Below are 14,517 nucleotides of genomic sequence, written 5' to 3'. Positions count from 1 at the left end.
TAGTTGGCTTTTTTATTACACCATTGTGACGAATCGTCAAAAAATTAGAGATTGGTACTCAAGTTACCGATCTCGAGAAGTATAGGAAGTTACTCAAAAACTAACTTATATAACCAAATAAATTCGATCTGATTTTTATATGTTGAAGTTATCTGGTTATCACAGCATTCGCTGTTTTTTTTAGTTTTTAAATTTGACGAAACGTCACAAAAGGAGAGTGTGATGCCACATCACAACGTTCAACAACAAGCCCGAATTGGCTGGGTCAAGCTACCAACGAATTACAGTGTGTTGGTTGTACTTGCTACCGTTTTATTGATTGTTATAGCAACTATTGGAGGAAAAAATCTTTACTTTAGAGGGGATTACGACATCTTTTTTGATGGAACAAATGAGCAGTTACTTGCGTTTGATGAAATTCAGACTACCTTTGCAAAATCTGACAGTCTTGCTTTGGTCATAGCGCCAAAAAGTGGCACTGTTTTTACTCCTAACACCTTATCTCTTATTCAGCAGATCACTGACGAGGCGTGGCAAGTCCCATACTCCACCCGTGTTGATTCCCTTGCCAACTACCAGCATACCGAAGCGTTTGAAGATGATCTTCTTGTCGAAGATTTACTGTATAGCGAATATGAGTTGACGCCTCAGCGAATCGAGAAAGTCAAAAGTATTGCGTTGAGTGAACCGGTTCTGAAAAGTTCATTGATTTCCGAAAAAGGGGATGTCACGGTCGTGAATATTACGGTCCAACTCCCTGAGGTCGATAAAACCGCTGAAGTACAAGAAGTGGTTGCCTACATAAACGGAATGATTGAGCGTTATCAGCAAGTGTACCCGGATACTGAGTTCCACAAGGCTGGTATTATTGCAATGAACTACGCGTTTATGACCGCAGCCCAAGATGATAGTGCAACATTAGTGCCTACTATGTTACTAGTGATATTGGTGTTTCTGACCATCATGCTGCGCTCATTGCTTAGCGTCATCGCGACACTCATCGTTATTATCGGCTCAGTTATGGTGACAATGGGCTTATCAGGATGGGCTGGTATGTTCTTAAGCACGGCGACAGTTAATGTGCCTACCTTGGTGATGACGCTTGCCGTCGCCGACTGTGTACATATCATAGCGACGATGCGTCAGTCTATGCAAAACGGCTTTAGTAAAGCACATTCTATTGAGCGAAGTATTGCGCTCAATTTCATGCCCATCCTGATTACCTCCATTACCACCGCGATCGGCTTTTTAATGATGAATATGTCGGATTCTCCAATCCTGAGAGATTTCGGCAACCTATCAGCCCTTGGCGTCATGATTGCTTGTTTCCTTTCCATCACATTACTTCCGGCGTTACTTCATATCCTTCCTGTTAGGGTGAAGTCAGACACTGCTGATGAAAGAAAGCACTTTATGGATCACTTAGGGGATTTCGTGGTGTCAAAGCGACATGCGTTATTGCCGTTGTCGGTGCTTGTCATTGTCGCGAGTGCGAGTTTGATTCCGCTGAACAAAGTCAACGATGAATCCGTCGAATATTTTGGTCATAGCAATGAATTTCGTCGAGCGGCTGATTTTATGGAAGAGCGAATCAGTGGCATGGCGAACATCAGTATCGCGATAAAAACTAACGAATCGCAGGGTATTGCGGATCCTAATTTTCTCAATACCGTGGGTAAATTTACTGACTGGCTAAGGTTGCAGCCAGAAACGGACCATGTTGCGACCTTGAGCGATGTTTATAAGCGCCTAAACAAGAACATGCATGGAGATGATCAGACTTATTACTCGCTTCCTCAAGACAGAGAATTAGCGGCTCAATATCTGCTGCTTTATGAAATGTCACTACCGTATGGTTTAGATTTGAACAACCAAATCAATGTTGATAAGTCGTCAATCAAGATGGTTCTCACCGTGGAGAACTTGGGCAGCGTCGAGCTTGTTGATTTGGAAAATCGTATTTACCAATGGTTTAACGAAAACGCGCCTCAGTATGATGTTGTTGCTTCTAGTCCATCACTGATGTTTGCGCATATTGGCGAAACGAATATGGCTAGCATGCTGTCAACCTTGCCTATCACTTTGATCTTAATTTCGGCATTACTGATCTTTGCCTTACGCTCGTTCAAGCTCGGTTTAATCAGCCTGGTCCCGAATATCGCCCCTGCGCTTATTGGTTTTGGTATTTGGGCGTTGGTTTCTGGTGAAATTAATTTGGGGTTGTCTGTTGTTGTGACGTTGACGCTTGGCGTTGTGGTTGATGATGCCGTTCATTTTCTCTCTAAATACCAACACGCTCGTAAAGATGGCCATAGCGCGGAACAAGCGGTTCGTTACGCTTTTCGCACCGTGGGGCGCGCGCTTTGGATTACGACTGTCGTGCTTGTTGCTGGTTTCTCTGTTCTGGCGATGTCGAGCTTCCGCTTAAATGCCGATATGGGACAGTTGAGTGCCATTGTTATCTTCATTGCTCTTGTTGTGGATTTCATCTTTCTACCGACTCTACTGATGTTGTTTGACAAAGGCGTCTACGACGAGGTGGGCCGCCGAAACAAGCTTAAATCAACTGACTCTCAAACCACGGCTGTTACTCAGTCATAACGAATCAAAGGATTGAACATGAATTTACTAAAAAATGCCTTAAAAGTATCTGCACTTTCTGTCTCGCTTTTTATGAGTCATGCGGTGTTAGCGGATGAAGCGAAAGGATTAGAAATTGCTCAAGAGCGCAAAGCCCGTGATGAAGGGTGGGGGGATTCTGTTGCTACCATGAAAATGATTCTGCGGAACGCACAAGGAGAAAGCAGCACACGTTTAATGCGCCTCCAATCACTCGAAGTTGAGGACGATGGTGACAAAGGACTCACAATATTTGATGAACCAAGAGATGTGAAAGGCACCGCGTTTCTCAACCACTCTCATACAGTGGGTGCCGATGACCAGTGGCTTTACCTTCCAGCACTGAAGCGTGTGAAACGTATTTCCTCGCGTAACAAATCAGGCCCTTTCATGGGCAGTGAATTTGCGTATGAGGATCTCAGTTCCTTTGAGATTGAAAAATACCGTTTCAACTACCTAAAAGATGACAGCATAAACGGGCAAGATGTTTTCGTCGTAGAGCAAATTCCGACCGATAAGAACTCAGGTTATACCAAGCAAACGGTGTGGTTAGATAAAGCGCATTACCGCCCACTGAAAGTTGAGTTTTACGATCGCAAAGGGTCGTTGTTAAAAACGCTTTCTTTTTCCGATTACAAGCAGTACCTCAACCAATATTGGCGAGCGCACACTATGGCGATGACAAATCATCAAACAGGAAAAAGCACTGAGCTAACAACAAGTGAAATGCGCTTTAACACTGGGCTCGAAGACAATGATTTTCATAAGAATGTGTTAAAACGAGTGAGGTAGTGGAGGAGAAATGAACCGATCAAATGTTGGGTTGTTGCTTAGCGCAGCAACCTCTTTTTACTCGATGCCTCTTGCCGCCGTTGAGCTTGCTGGACAAGTCAATATTGAGCATCGTCAGTTTTTTGAAACTGGCTCTCAGGGCCAGAGCAAAGCGCAAACGTCATTGGTTTTGCAGCCAGAATTTTACTGGGAGATGCAAAATGGTGATGCGAGCTTTACCCTCACACCTTTCTATCGTTTGGATAGTCTAGACGATGAGCGAAGTCATGGAGACATAAGAGAGGCGCTTTATCTGACGTACTGGGATGATTATGAGCTTCGAGTTGGGATTAGTAAGGTTTTTTGGGGAGTGACGGAATCCGCCCATTTGGTTGATGTAGTAAACCAGACAGACGCCATTGAAGCCGTCGATGGTGAAGATAAGCTCGGTCAGCCGATGTTGCATTTTACCTCATTCAAAGATTGGGGCACCGTCCATGCAATGTTATTACCTTACTTTAGGGAGCGAACGTTTGCGGGTACTGACGGGCGCTTGCGAACCGAACCTGTTGTCTCAGATGATGCTATCTATGAATCAAGCAGAGAAGAAAAGCAGGTAGATGTGGCTTTTCGATATTCGAAAATGCTTGGCGATTGGGATGTAGGCCTGAGCTATTTATATGGAACAAACCGGGATCCTTACTTTCGTTTTGAGTACGGGGAATTAAAGCCTTACTACGCTCTGATGAGTCATGTCGGTCTCGATGTACAAGGAATCGTTGGCGATTGGTTATGGAAACTGGAAAGTGTTTATCGAGATAGTGCTGATAATCATGTCGGTCTTGTGACGGGTTTTGAGTATACCTTCGTCGGTGCATTTGACACGGTTTGGGATGTGGGGGTTATTGGTGAGTACCTCTATGACAGTCGTGGGAATAACGCACAAACTATCGGTCAAAATGATGTGTTTGCAGGCATTCGTTGGGCTCTCAACGACGAGGACGGAACGGAATTATTGACGGGAATCACAAAGGATTTAGATAACGCCGATGTTTACAATGCCAAGTTAGAAGCCTCGAGCCGAATATCGAATAACTTTAAGTGGCAAATTGATGCTTGGTTGTTCAAAAATGAAACGCCAAACGATTTGCTCTATTTCGCCCGAGATGACGATTTTATCGAGCTATCTATTCAATACTATTTCTAAAACAAAAGGGCACAACTTAACGTCAGATTAATGAAAGATGACATTTTTGACGTTTTTGTGCTCTTTTTATTCAATAACCTCTTCTTTTCGTAATTCAATTTGGCATTGGTGCCCGGTTTGGCTACTATGTACAGCTATCAAAAAACCAATCACTCCCTTATGGACACTACCAACAGGTAGATGAGGAAACGATGCAACATCTAGAAGAGATCATTGCTAGCGCGAGCACTGCAATTGAAGCTGCCGAATCGCTAGTCGCACTTGATGAAGTGCGTGTTCAGTATCTGGGTAAAAAAGGTGAGCTAACTGCTCAACTTCAAAGCCTAGGTAAACTACCACCAGAAGAACGCCGTGAAGCTGGTCAAGAAATCAACAAAGCGAAAGGCGTCGTTCAGCAAGCTATCGCAGCTCGTAAAGACGCACTACAACGTGCTGAGCTTGAAGCGAAACTAGCAGCAGAAACAATCGACGTAACACTACCAGGTCGTCGTATTGAGAACGGTGGTTTACACCCAGTAACTCGTACTGTAGAGCGTATTGAGAAGTTCTTTGGCGAACTTGGTTTTAACACCGAAGCTGGCCCAGAGATCGAAGATGCATTCCACAACTTTGATGCGCTAAATATTGCCGCTGACCACCCTGCTCGTACTGATCACGATACTTTCTTCTTCAACCCAGATTTAATGCTTCGTACTCACACGTCAGGCGTACAGATCCGTACGATGGAAAATGGTAAACCACCATTCCGTTTCATCGCTCCGGGCCGTGTATACCGTAACGACTACGACCAAACTCATACCCCAATGTTCCACCAAGTGGAAGGTATGCTGGTTGATGAGAACGTAAACTTTGCACAGTTGAAAGGCATCCTGCACGATTTCCTATGTAACTTCTTCGAAGAAGAAGTAGAAGTACGTTTCCGTCCATCTTACTTCCCATTCACTGAACCTTCAGCTGAAGTAGACGTGAAAGGCAAAAACGGTAAATGGTTAGAAGTACTAGGCTGCGGTATGGTTCACCCGAACGTACTACGTAGTGTAGGCATCGATCCTGAAAAATACTCTGGTTTCGCATTCGGTATGGGTGTTGAGCGTCTAACGATGCTTCGTTACGGCGTGAACGATCTACGTGCGTTCTTCGAAAACGATCTTCGTTTCCTAAAACAGTTCAAGTAATCCAGAGGGTTCATCAACATGAAATTCAGCGAATCATGGCTTCGTGAGTGGGTAAACCCAGCGGTTACTACTGACGAACTCACTCATCAAATTACAATGGCCGGCCTAGAGGTAGACGACGTTCTTCCTGTAGCGGGTTCTTTCACTGGCGTTAAAGTGGGTCACGTTGTTGAATGTGGTCAACACCCAGACGCAGACAAACTTCGCGTTACTAAAGTTGACGTGGGTGAAGAAGAGCTTCTAGACATCGTTTGTGGCGCACCTAACTGTCGCCAAGGTCTGAAAGTAGCGGTAGCAACAGTTGGTGCTGTTCTTCCAGGCGATTTCAAAATCAAAAAAGCGAAACTACGTGGCCAGCCATCTCACGGCATGCTTTGTTCGTTCACTGAACTAGGCATTGATGTTGAGTCAGACGGCATCATGGAACTAGCAGAAGACGCAGTAATCGGTACTGATTTCCGTGAATTCCTAGGTCTAGATGACGTAACGGTAGACGTAGATCTAACAGCAAACCGCGCTGACTGTTTCAGCATTCGTGGTCTAGCTCGTGAAGTTGGCGTACTAAACCGTGCTGACGTGACTGAGCCATCAGTAGAAGCAGTTGCCCCTTCAATCGACGATAAAGTGTCTATTGAAGTGAAAGCTCCTGCTGCGTGTCCTCGTTACCTAGGTCGTGTTGTTAAGAACGTAAACGTTCAAGCTGAAACGCCACTATGGATGCAAGAGAAACTGCGTCGTTGTGGTATTCGCTCTATCGACCCTGTTGTAGACATCACTAACTATGTTCTTCTAGAGCAAGGTCAACCAATGCACGCATTCGATCTAGCGAAGATCGAAGGTGGCATCGTAGTTCGTATGGCTGAGCAAGGTGAGGAGCTAACACTTCTTGACGGCAGCGAAGCAGAACTAAATGCAGATACATTAGTTGTAGCTGACCACAACAAAGCACTTGCAATCGCAGGTATCTTTGGTGGTGAAGAGTCTGGTGTAACAACTGAGACTAAAGACGTTCTACTAGAGTGTGCATTCTTTGCACCTGACCATATCCGCGGTCGCGCTCGTAGCTATGGTCTTCACACTGATTCTTCAATGCGTTTCGAGCGTGGTGTGGATTACGCACTACAAGTGAGCGCAATGGAGCGTGCAACTCAGCTTCTTGTTGAAATCTGTGGCGGTGAAGTAGCACCTGTTGTTGCAGTAGAGTCTGAAGCAGACCTACCTAAGCCAAACAAAGTTGCTCTACGTCGTACGAAGCTAGACAACCTACTAGGTCACCACATCGCTGATGCTGATGTAGTAGAAATCCTAGAGCGCCTAGGTTTGACTGTTGAAGCTTCAGAAGAAGGTTGGATGGCAGTAGCGCCAACATGGCGTTTCGATATCGCTATCGAACAAGACTTGATTGAAGAAGTTGGCCGTATCTACGGTTACGACAACATTCCTAACCAACACCCAGCAGCAGCACTTAAGATGCACAACCACGTTGAAGCGGATCTTCCACTGAAACGCGTTCGTGATCTTCTTGTTGACCGTGGTTACCACGAAGCAATCACATACAGCTTCGTTGAGCCTGAGCAACAAAAGCTAGTTGTACCTGGTGTTGAGCCTCTAGTGCTTCCAAACCCAATTTCTGCAGACATGTCAGCAATGCGTCTTGGTCTTATCCAAGGTCTGCTGAACACGGTTGTTCACAACCAGAAACGTCAACAGCCACGCGTTCGTCTATTCGAATACGGCCTACGTTTCATTCCATGTGAATCTGCAGAAAACGGCATGCGCCAAGAGCCTATGCTTGCAGGTGTTATTGCTGGTACTCGTGGTGAAGAGCACTGGGATATCGAAACTAACACCGTTGATTTCTTCGACCTTAAGGGCGATCTAGAAGCGATTCTAGAGCTATCTGCGAACGAAAAAGCGTACTCTTTCGCTGCACTGTCACCTGAAAGCAAAAAAGCTAACCCAGCACTTCACCCAGGTCAATCTGCGGCAATCATCGTAGATGGCAAAGAAGTGGGCGTGATCGGTACCGTTCACCCTGAGCTTGAGCGTAAGTTCGGTCTAAACGGTCGTACTATCGTATTCGAAATCGAATGGTCTGCAATCAACAGTAAAGTGATCCCAGAAGCGGTTCAGCTTTCTAAATTCCCATCAAACCGTCGTGATATCGCTGTAGTTGTGGACGAAGCGGTAGCATCTGGTGACATCGTTAATGCTTGTTTAGAGCAAGGTGGCGAGTTCCTTAAAGATGCGAAGCTGTTCGACGTTTACGTAGGTAAAGGCGTTGAAGAAGGTAAGAAGAGCCTAGCAATCGCTCTGACTCTACAGTCAGTTGAGCGTACGCTTGAAGATGCAGATATAGCTGGTGCGGTTGACGCTATCGTTGCTCACGTTTCTGAGAAGTTTGGTGCGTCTCTACGTGACTAAGCGTTAGACGAACTATCTCTCTTAAGAAACTAAAAACCCTGTCAAATCGGCAGGGTTTTTTTATGTTGAGCATTATCTTATTGTGATTCACGTACTAGGCCGTTTACGTCACCTCCCACAACCTCAAAAATCTGGACCAAACTCGAGGTAACGCTTAATCGAGACTTGGCATATATCGTTTTTCAGCCAACAGACGCTAACGCTAGCTTATTGGCGGCTAGGCGGCGAGTGAGAGGGTATAGCTAAGCAGAAGTGGGAGCGTAAGAATACTGAAAAAGTTGCCAAATAGTACCATTGACGCCACTTTCATGGGCTCTATATTTAGCCTTTCCGCAAATAGGTAATTCATGACGGCTGGTGGCAGCATTGTGAAGAGTACCATCATTTGCAATTGCATCGTTGGAAGGGGAATTAACCAATAAATAAGTGCGAACGCAACCGCCCCAGTTGCAAGCGACTGCACGGTACACAATACACCAACCTTTAAACCGTCCACTCTTAAATGACACATTTGTGCCCCCAGGGATAAAAGCATCACGGGTACTGCCGCTTGCCCAAGTAGAGCAGTCGCTTCGTATAAAGGTGCCCATGCCCCCACATTTGACACGTTGAGAAACAGAGCCAACGACGCAGCTAAAAAGATTGGCATCTTGACTATTTGCTTAAAAGGGTTGCCATGACTAAGTAGCATTACACCTAAACTAATGTGCAAGCATGCTGATACGACAAATAGCAGTACTGCTGAGGATAGCGCAATTTCTCCAAACGTATAGGTAAACAAAGGAATAGCAAGGTTTCCGCTATTGCGAAACATATGTGGTGGTGCCCAGGTTTTAAACGACAGTGACGTCAATCGACATACTGGGATCATGAGTAGTGCGGGAACCAAAACCGCGACAATTGCTGCAAAAAGGAGTGGTCCCTGATTCGAGTCTAACGGCATGCTAACGAGCGAAGAAAACACCAGCGCAGGTGTGAAAACCTCAATGTTAATGCGGTTGATTGGACGAAAGTCAGGCTTGATGTAACGACCTACCAAATAGCCGACGCCGACAAGAGCAAAAACAGGGAAAAGAATATTTATGATTTGATTAATCATGGTCGCCTAGATGAAGTGTAAGGAGCTAATGTGGAGATACACGAAGAACCACATTATCAACCTTTATATATTGCGTCATCGCTGAACAGTGAGAAGCGTGGGTTTAATCAAGCTTTCTAAGCACAGTTGCAAAGCCAGGTGGTCATACCATTTAGTTCAATTGTTACGTATCGAGTTACATACAAATCACTGAATTTACGACAAGTTCTATGTCAAGTGTCTGTTAAATAACCAATCTCTGATATTTTTATTAAATAGTGATTAATGTTGATATTTAAACTACTTTTAGTTTTATCAGCTGGATGTTTTTCCTATTAAAGAGAAAACAAAAACAAAAATATCAAAATGTTGGCGTTTAACAATAATTTACATAGTGCTATTCCTTTTGTTCGCCAAGAAAAAAGTTGGCGAAAATCATAAGCTTGTCATACACTTCCTGATGTAACCCCGATATGTTGTTGAATTGGTAGGGTAAAACTGCTCTGGCGCTACACTAACGTAGCATTGTTTAACATAGCTTTGAGGAAAGTTTTATGGCGCTCACAAAAGCCGAACTGGCAGAAAACCTGTTTGATAAATTAGGATTTAGTAAGCGGGACGCCAAGGAAACGGTGGAAGTGTTCTTTGAAGAGATTCGTAAGGCACTGGAAAGTGGCGAACAGGTAAAACTGTCAGGTTTTGGTAACTTTGATCTTCGTGACAAGAATGAACGACCTGGTCGTAACCCGAAAACCGGTGAAGATATTCCAATTACTGCTCGACGTGTAGTGACTTTTCGCCCGGGTCAGAAGTTAAAAGCTCGTGTAGAAAACCTGAAGAAAGTACAGTAAGCCGAATAAATGGATCACGCTAAGGCGTGGTCTTTTTTTTGCGTAAAACTTGTGTCGCATATAAACGAAAACCACCGCAATGCGGTGGTTTTTCTGTTTTTGAGTATATCTTAATGATATGGATTACGCTGCTTCTAGGTGCGTTGTTAAGTATGGTTGCCATGCTTGTTGGTACAAGTTTTTAGACTGTGCACGCATGTTGCGAATAGAAGCGAGTTCTAGTTCGCTTAGTTCGCGTTTCTCCATCATCGCTTGGCGTTCTAGTTTCTGGATTTTTTCGTATAGGTCGTGTTCAGGACCGCTTTTCACATCTGCGATGGCTTTTAAGTGTAGTTGAACTTCGGCAACCAGATTTGTCTTTGGTAAACGAACGAGTAAGTTCAAGTCTCTATAGCCTGAAGGACCAGGTTTTTTGAAGCGATTTTTTACTTTAACAATTGTTGTTTCACGCTCTAAGGTTTCATAAATGGAGACTAAGCTCGCGACGTCTTCAGCAACAATTGTGGCACGGGCTAGGTCAGTAATGCGTTCGACTTTTCCATCTAACTCCAAAGCTATTTTTTCTTCTGCTCGTTGTTTGGACTTTACGCCTGCGAAGTATGGCTGAGCATCATTAAGAAGTGCGGTACTTTTACAGATAGTTTCAAGCTCAAATTGTGCTTGGTGAGCTTTGCTATAAAGAATGTCGAAGTCAGTGTATGGCTGAGTTGGAGTTGCGTCGATTGACTGAATACCATACAAGCCGCTAAGGCTATGTTTAAAGAGTTTCGAACAAACTTCGTTTTGACTTGTTGAACGATTTTGATCGCCACTCGGCGCTGGGGTAATTGGAAGTGCGGCAAATGCCGGTGCACGGCTAAGTACCAAAAGCATCAATGCTGTAGTACGAAGAAATAAGCTCATTCACTCTCCTTAACTTGCTTGTACTTAGAAAATAGGGAACATAAAGGTCGCTAAGTTCGGCAAATCAGGTACTAACTTATTAATGGGGTCATTACGAAAGATTCCAAGGTTTCAGTTTTGTCTTGAAGTGGAATCGTGCGTTAGATCACCATTTCTCTTTTCTTTATTCTGTTTATCAGATAAAGGCGTGGTTCCTATAAGAACGTTTACATCCTACCACCGCTGTATTAACCAAAGATGAACGGCATAGACAAATTGAAAAAAATCGTTAGTCTTACTTCTCAAAATGAAAATCAGCCGACAAGTAGAAAGTAAAATGAGAGACCAAGAGTTTTGGCATAATAAATGGGCCAGTAATCAAATCGGATTTCACTTGGAAGATGTAAACCCGCTATTACCTGCATATTGGCAACACACAAACCCAAAGCGTGAAGACAAAGTGTTAGTGCCTTTGTGTGGAAAGTCAGAAGACTTGATTTGGTTAGCGATGAAGCATGATTCAGTTGAAGGTGTTGAGCTGAGCCATATCGCTGTTCGTGCCTTTTTTGCTGAACATTTTTATACGCCAACCGTGACGCCTGTTAATGGTATGCACGAGCTTTATCAATTTGATGAGCTCTCTATTTATACTGGGGACTTTTTCACTGCACCAGTATCTCAAGCCGATATCATTTATGATCGCGCCGCGTTGGTTGCTTTACCGCAAGATATGCGAGAGGAGTATGTAGAGCGTCTCAAGCAACTTTTGAATCCAGGCGGTCGTATTTTGCTTGTTACACTCAACTATCCTCAAGAAGAGATGGCAGGGCCTCCATTTAGTGTGCCAGTCGAAGAGATTGAGCAGTTATTTTCAGGTTACAAAGTTACCAGTTTGAACGTAGATGAAGCTGATGAAAACCATCCTAAAATTGCGAAAAAAGGCTTAAGTCGCTTCTCTGAAGAAGTGTACCTAATCGAGAGTGAATAGGTTTTTTTGGTTTGTAAAACGAAATAGCGCAGCAATTTGAGCTGCGCTATTTTTGTATAAGTGGTTCGTATTTAATAAGTGATATTAACTTTTGAAGCACTTTCAACAGCATCTTGAACGGCTTCTTCGGTGGTTTTTCGTCGCGTAAGGACAACACCTAAACGACGGCGACCATCGATTTCTGGCTTGCCGAATAGACGAACTTGCGTTTGAGGTTGAGCTAAGGCTTTGGTTAGGTTGTCAAAGCGAATGTTTGTAGAAGTCCCTTGACCAAGAATAACGGCCGACGCAGATGGACCATATTGTACGATATTATTAATCGGCATTCCGGTAAATGCACGTACGTGGAGAGCAAACTCTGACATTTCCTGAGAAATCATAGTGACCATGCCTGTATCGTGCGGGCGAGGAGAGACCTCATTGAAAATGACCTTATCGCCTTTAACAAATAACTCTACACCAAAGATGCCGTAGCCACCGAGTGCGTTGACTACTTTCTCTGCCGTGTATTCTGCTGCTTTTACTGCGTTTTCTGACATGGCTTGTGGTTGCCATGATTCGCGGTAGTCGCCATCTTCTTGACGATGGCCAATTGGAGCACAGAAGTGAACACCGTCAACGGCTCTTACGGTCAATAAAGTGATTTCGTATTCGAAGTCGATAAAACCTTCCACGATCACGCGACCTGCACCCGTACGTCCGCCTTCCTGTGCGTAATCCCATGCTTTTGCTACGTCGTCTTCGGTCTTGATGACACTTTGCCCTTTACCTGAAGAACTCATAACTGGCTTTACTACGCACGGGATGCCTACATGCTCAACCGCGGCTTTGAAGTCTTCAAAAGTATCTGCAAAACGATAAGGTGATGTCGTCAGTTCTAGTTCTTCTGCAGCCAAACGTCGGATACCTTCACGATTCATTGTTAGCTTGGTTGCCTTAGCGGTTGGAACAACATTCAGCCCTTTTTCTTCAAGCTCTACCAGTTTGTCGGTTGCGATAGCTTCGATTTCAGGTACGACGTAAGTAGGTTGTTCCTTTGTAATAACTTCTTCTAAGGCGCTTCCATCTAACATATCGATGACGTAACTACGGTGAGCAACTTGCATCGCTGGAGCATTAGCATAGCGATCACAAGCAATCACTTCTAAACCAAGTCTCTGACATTCAATTGCGACTTCTTTACCGAGTTCGCCAGAGCCTAAAAGTAATACACGGGTAGCATTTGCGCTGGTTGCAGTGCCAAACATAGTGTTCCCTTACAAAATAGAGTGGTGAGACAGAAATTGCAGGAGATCATACTGAAGTTTCATGACAAAGCAAACGTTTGCTTTTGGTTTTTAGGCAATAAAAAAGCTCTACATGCCGTAGAGCTTTTTATACTGAAATTGTCGCTTATACGTTGACAAAACTAAGTGGAATATCTGGATTCAACGCTTCTAACGTTGATTGCGTATCAGCCAAATGACTGATCTTGCCTTCTGAGTTTTCTACCAGAGCAGCGGCTTTGATATTGTCAAAAGTTTCACCCGCAAGTAGTACTTGTATCAACGCAACTTGTAACGGCGGCAAGCTAGGGTTAAACGCCGCATTTTCCGCATAAGCACCTTGGAATACACGGCCGCTAGCCATTTCTAATGCTAAGCCACTCAGGTTGTTGGTATATGGTGAGTGGCTCATGTTCATCGCTTCAACAGCGCTTTGAATTAGAGTGTCTTCATCATCGCATGAGAACTGATGCTTTACTTCTGCCATTAAGCCGGATTCGATACCGAGATCGTTTGGTCCAAAGGCTTCAGGTAGGTATTCATGCAGCGACTTTTCTTCGCGTTCTGGTAGCTGGATTTTAAGCTCGTTTGCGGTAGATAACTCGTTCATGAACTGACGGCAGTGACCACATGGGCTGAAGTTAATAGTGATATCTTTAATACCACGTTCACCTTTCATCCAAGCGTGGCTAATTGCAGACTGCTCAGCGTGAACTGTTTGACCTAACTGAACACCAAAGAATTCCATGTTGGCACCGAAGTAAAGGCGACCTGAGAGACCACGAACGATAGCACCGACATAAAATTCAGAAAGAGGAGCATAGGAATATGCTGCGGCAAAAGGAAGTAGAGCAACACGAAGCTCTTTATCTGATAGACCGGTAGCTGAAAGCAACTGCTCAAACTGTTGAACTGAAAGCGTAGCATCAAAATCATCAGCTTGGATGATAGGAGCAAGTTGTTTGGAAAGTGCTTCTGGAGCGCCTGCTAGCGCCTGTTCAATGCGACTTTTCATGTTGAATCCTTGTTATTGCATGGACAGTTATTCTATGTGAAGGATAGAAATGTTCCGTGCGTTAGATCACGATAAATAATGCAATTGATAATTCTGTTACATAATTAGAGTGAGCTCACACATGTATTCGATTGCACTGACGTGAAGCGTTATCTCCGTCTCACAATTAACCATATCAGTATATATTCATATGACCAAGACGCTGGGATATGTTAATTACGATGCCTACATGTCCACACAAC

Annotated in this window: 11 protein-coding genes; 7 read left to right on the top strand and 4 right to left on the bottom strand. The window is 44.2% G+C overall.

Annotated elements, in window-relative coordinates:
• Nucleotides 1-222: 222 nt before the first annotated feature.
• The 5 genes from EX191_RS03815 to pheT all read left to right on the top strand — a co-directional run bounded on the left by EX191_RS03815 (nt 223) and on the right by pheT (nt 8,196).
• Nucleotides 223-2,601, top strand: coding sequence for an efflux RND transporter permease subunit (locus EX191_RS03815; protein ID WP_193447170.1), 2,379 nt, complete (start codon nt 223-225; stop codon nt 2,599-2,601).
• Between the two features lie 18 nt (nt 2,602-2,619).
• Nucleotides 2,620-3,411: an outer membrane lipoprotein-sorting protein gene (locus EX191_RS03810; protein ID WP_048626274.1), complete on the top strand. Its 792-nt coding sequence runs from the start codon at nt 2,620-2,622 to the stop codon at nt 3,409-3,411.
• A gap of 10 nt (nt 3,412-3,421) precedes the next feature.
• Nucleotides 3,422-4,597 (top strand): hypothetical protein, encoded by a 1,176-nt coding sequence (locus tag EX191_RS03805; RefSeq protein WP_167426676.1) that lies wholly within the window; start codon nt 3,422-3,424, stop codon nt 4,595-4,597.
• Nucleotides 4,598-4,788: 191 nt separating this feature from the next.
• The gene (gene pheS, locus EX191_RS03800) at nt 4,789-5,772 is read left to right on the top strand and encodes a phenylalanine--tRNA ligase subunit alpha (RefSeq protein ID WP_005385470.1); all 984 of its coding nucleotides are present in this window, start codon (nt 4,789-4,791) and stop codon (nt 5,770-5,772) included.
• 18 nt (nt 5,773-5,790) lie between these two features.
• Nucleotides 5,791-8,196 (top strand): phenylalanine--tRNA ligase subunit beta, encoded by a 2,406-nt coding sequence (gene pheT, locus EX191_RS03795; protein ID WP_193447169.1) that lies wholly within the window; start codon nt 5,791-5,793, stop codon nt 8,194-8,196.
• 217 nt (nt 8,197-8,413) lie between these two features.
• On the opposite strand, the gene EX191_RS03790 is transcribed toward pheT, so the two are convergent.
• On the bottom strand, nt 8,414-9,295 hold the full coding sequence (locus EX191_RS03790; protein ID WP_047008656.1) for an AEC family transporter: 882 nt from the start codon (nt 9,293-9,295) through the stop codon (nt 8,414-8,416).
• Between the two features lie 533 nt (nt 9,296-9,828).
• Between EX191_RS03790 and ihfA the strand changes: the two genes are divergently transcribed.
• Nucleotides 9,829-10,125, top strand: a complete 297-nt coding sequence (ihfA, locus tag EX191_RS03785) for an integration host factor subunit alpha (protein ID WP_005377899.1) — start codon at nt 9,829-9,831, stop codon at nt 10,123-10,125.
• Nucleotides 10,126-10,248: 123 nt separating this feature from the next.
• On the opposite strand, the gene EX191_RS03780 is transcribed toward ihfA, so the two are convergent.
• Complete coding sequence (locus EX191_RS03780) at nt 10,249-11,028, bottom strand: RelA/SpoT domain-containing protein (RefSeq protein WP_006741655.1); 780 nt, start codon at nt 11,026-11,028, stop codon at nt 10,249-10,251.
• A gap of 316 nt (nt 11,029-11,344) precedes the next feature.
• Here EX191_RS03780 and EX191_RS03775 point away from each other — a divergent pair, with 316 nt between their 5' ends.
• On the top strand, nt 11,345-11,995 hold the full coding sequence (locus EX191_RS03775) for a thiopurine S-methyltransferase (protein ID WP_193447168.1): 651 nt from the start codon (nt 11,345-11,347) through the stop codon (nt 11,993-11,995).
• Nucleotides 11,996-12,066: 71 nt separating this feature from the next.
• Here EX191_RS03775 and purT read toward each other — a convergent pair whose 3' ends face one another.
• Nucleotides 12,067-13,242 carry a formate-dependent phosphoribosylglycinamide formyltransferase gene (gene purT, locus EX191_RS03770; RefSeq protein ID WP_193447167.1) on the bottom strand — a complete coding sequence of 392 codons (1,176 nt, stop codon included), beginning with the start codon at nt 13,240-13,242 and terminating at the stop codon, nt 12,067-12,069.
• A 145-nt stretch (nt 13,243-13,387) separates the two neighbouring features.
• A complete protein-coding gene (gene cdd, locus EX191_RS03765) occupies nt 13,388-14,275 on the bottom strand; it encodes a cytidine deaminase (protein WP_005397788.1) in 888 nt (295 codons plus the stop codon).
• Nucleotides 14,276-14,517: the final 242 nt, after the last annotated feature.

Origin of the sequence: Vibrio chemaguriensis (genome assembly GCF_012275705.1) — a bacterium.
Classification (GTDB): Bacteria; Pseudomonadota; Gammaproteobacteria; order Enterobacterales; family Vibrionaceae; genus Vibrio; species Vibrio diabolicus.
The sequence above is the reverse complement of the archived record's forward strand: the minus strand, read 5'-3'. Positions and strand labels throughout refer to the sequence as shown.

What these genes read in the sequence shown, in the direction of transcription:
- EX191_RS03790 (WP_047008656.1), bottom strand. Translation starts at nt 9,295, where the DNA reads ATGATTAATCAAATCATAAATATTCTTTTCCCTGTTTTTGCTCTTGTC.
- EX191_RS03780 (WP_006741655.1), bottom strand. Translation starts at nt 11,028, where the DNA reads ATGAGCTTATTTCTTCGTACTACAGCATTGATGCTTTTGGTACTTAGC.
- EX191_RS03805 (WP_167426676.1), top strand. Translation starts at nt 3,422, where the DNA reads ATGAACCGATCAAATGTTGGGTTGTTGCTTAGCGCAGCAACCTCTTTT.
- pheS (WP_005385470.1), top strand. Translation starts at nt 4,789, where the DNA reads ATGCAACATCTAGAAGAGATCATTGCTAGCGCGAGCACTGCAATTGAA.
- EX191_RS03775 (WP_193447168.1), top strand. Translation starts at nt 11,345, where the DNA reads ATGAGAGACCAAGAGTTTTGGCATAATAAATGGGCCAGTAATCAAATC.
- EX191_RS03810 (WP_048626274.1), top strand. Translation starts at nt 2,620, where the DNA reads ATGAATTTACTAAAAAATGCCTTAAAAGTATCTGCACTTTCTGTCTCG.
- purT (WP_193447167.1), bottom strand. Translation starts at nt 13,242, where the DNA reads ATGTTTGGCACTGCAACCAGCGCAAATGCTACCCGTGTATTACTTTTA.
- cdd (WP_005397788.1), bottom strand. Translation starts at nt 14,275, where the DNA reads ATGAAAAGTCGCATTGAACAGGCGCTAGCAGGCGCTCCAGAAGCACTT.
- ihfA (WP_005377899.1), top strand. Translation starts at nt 9,829, where the DNA reads ATGGCGCTCACAAAAGCCGAACTGGCAGAAAACCTGTTTGATAAATTA.
- EX191_RS03815 (WP_193447170.1), top strand. Translation starts at nt 223, where the DNA reads ATGCCACATCACAACGTTCAACAACAAGCCCGAATTGGCTGGGTCAAG.
- pheT (WP_193447169.1), top strand. Translation starts at nt 5,791, where the DNA reads ATGAAATTCAGCGAATCATGGCTTCGTGAGTGGGTAAACCCAGCGGTT.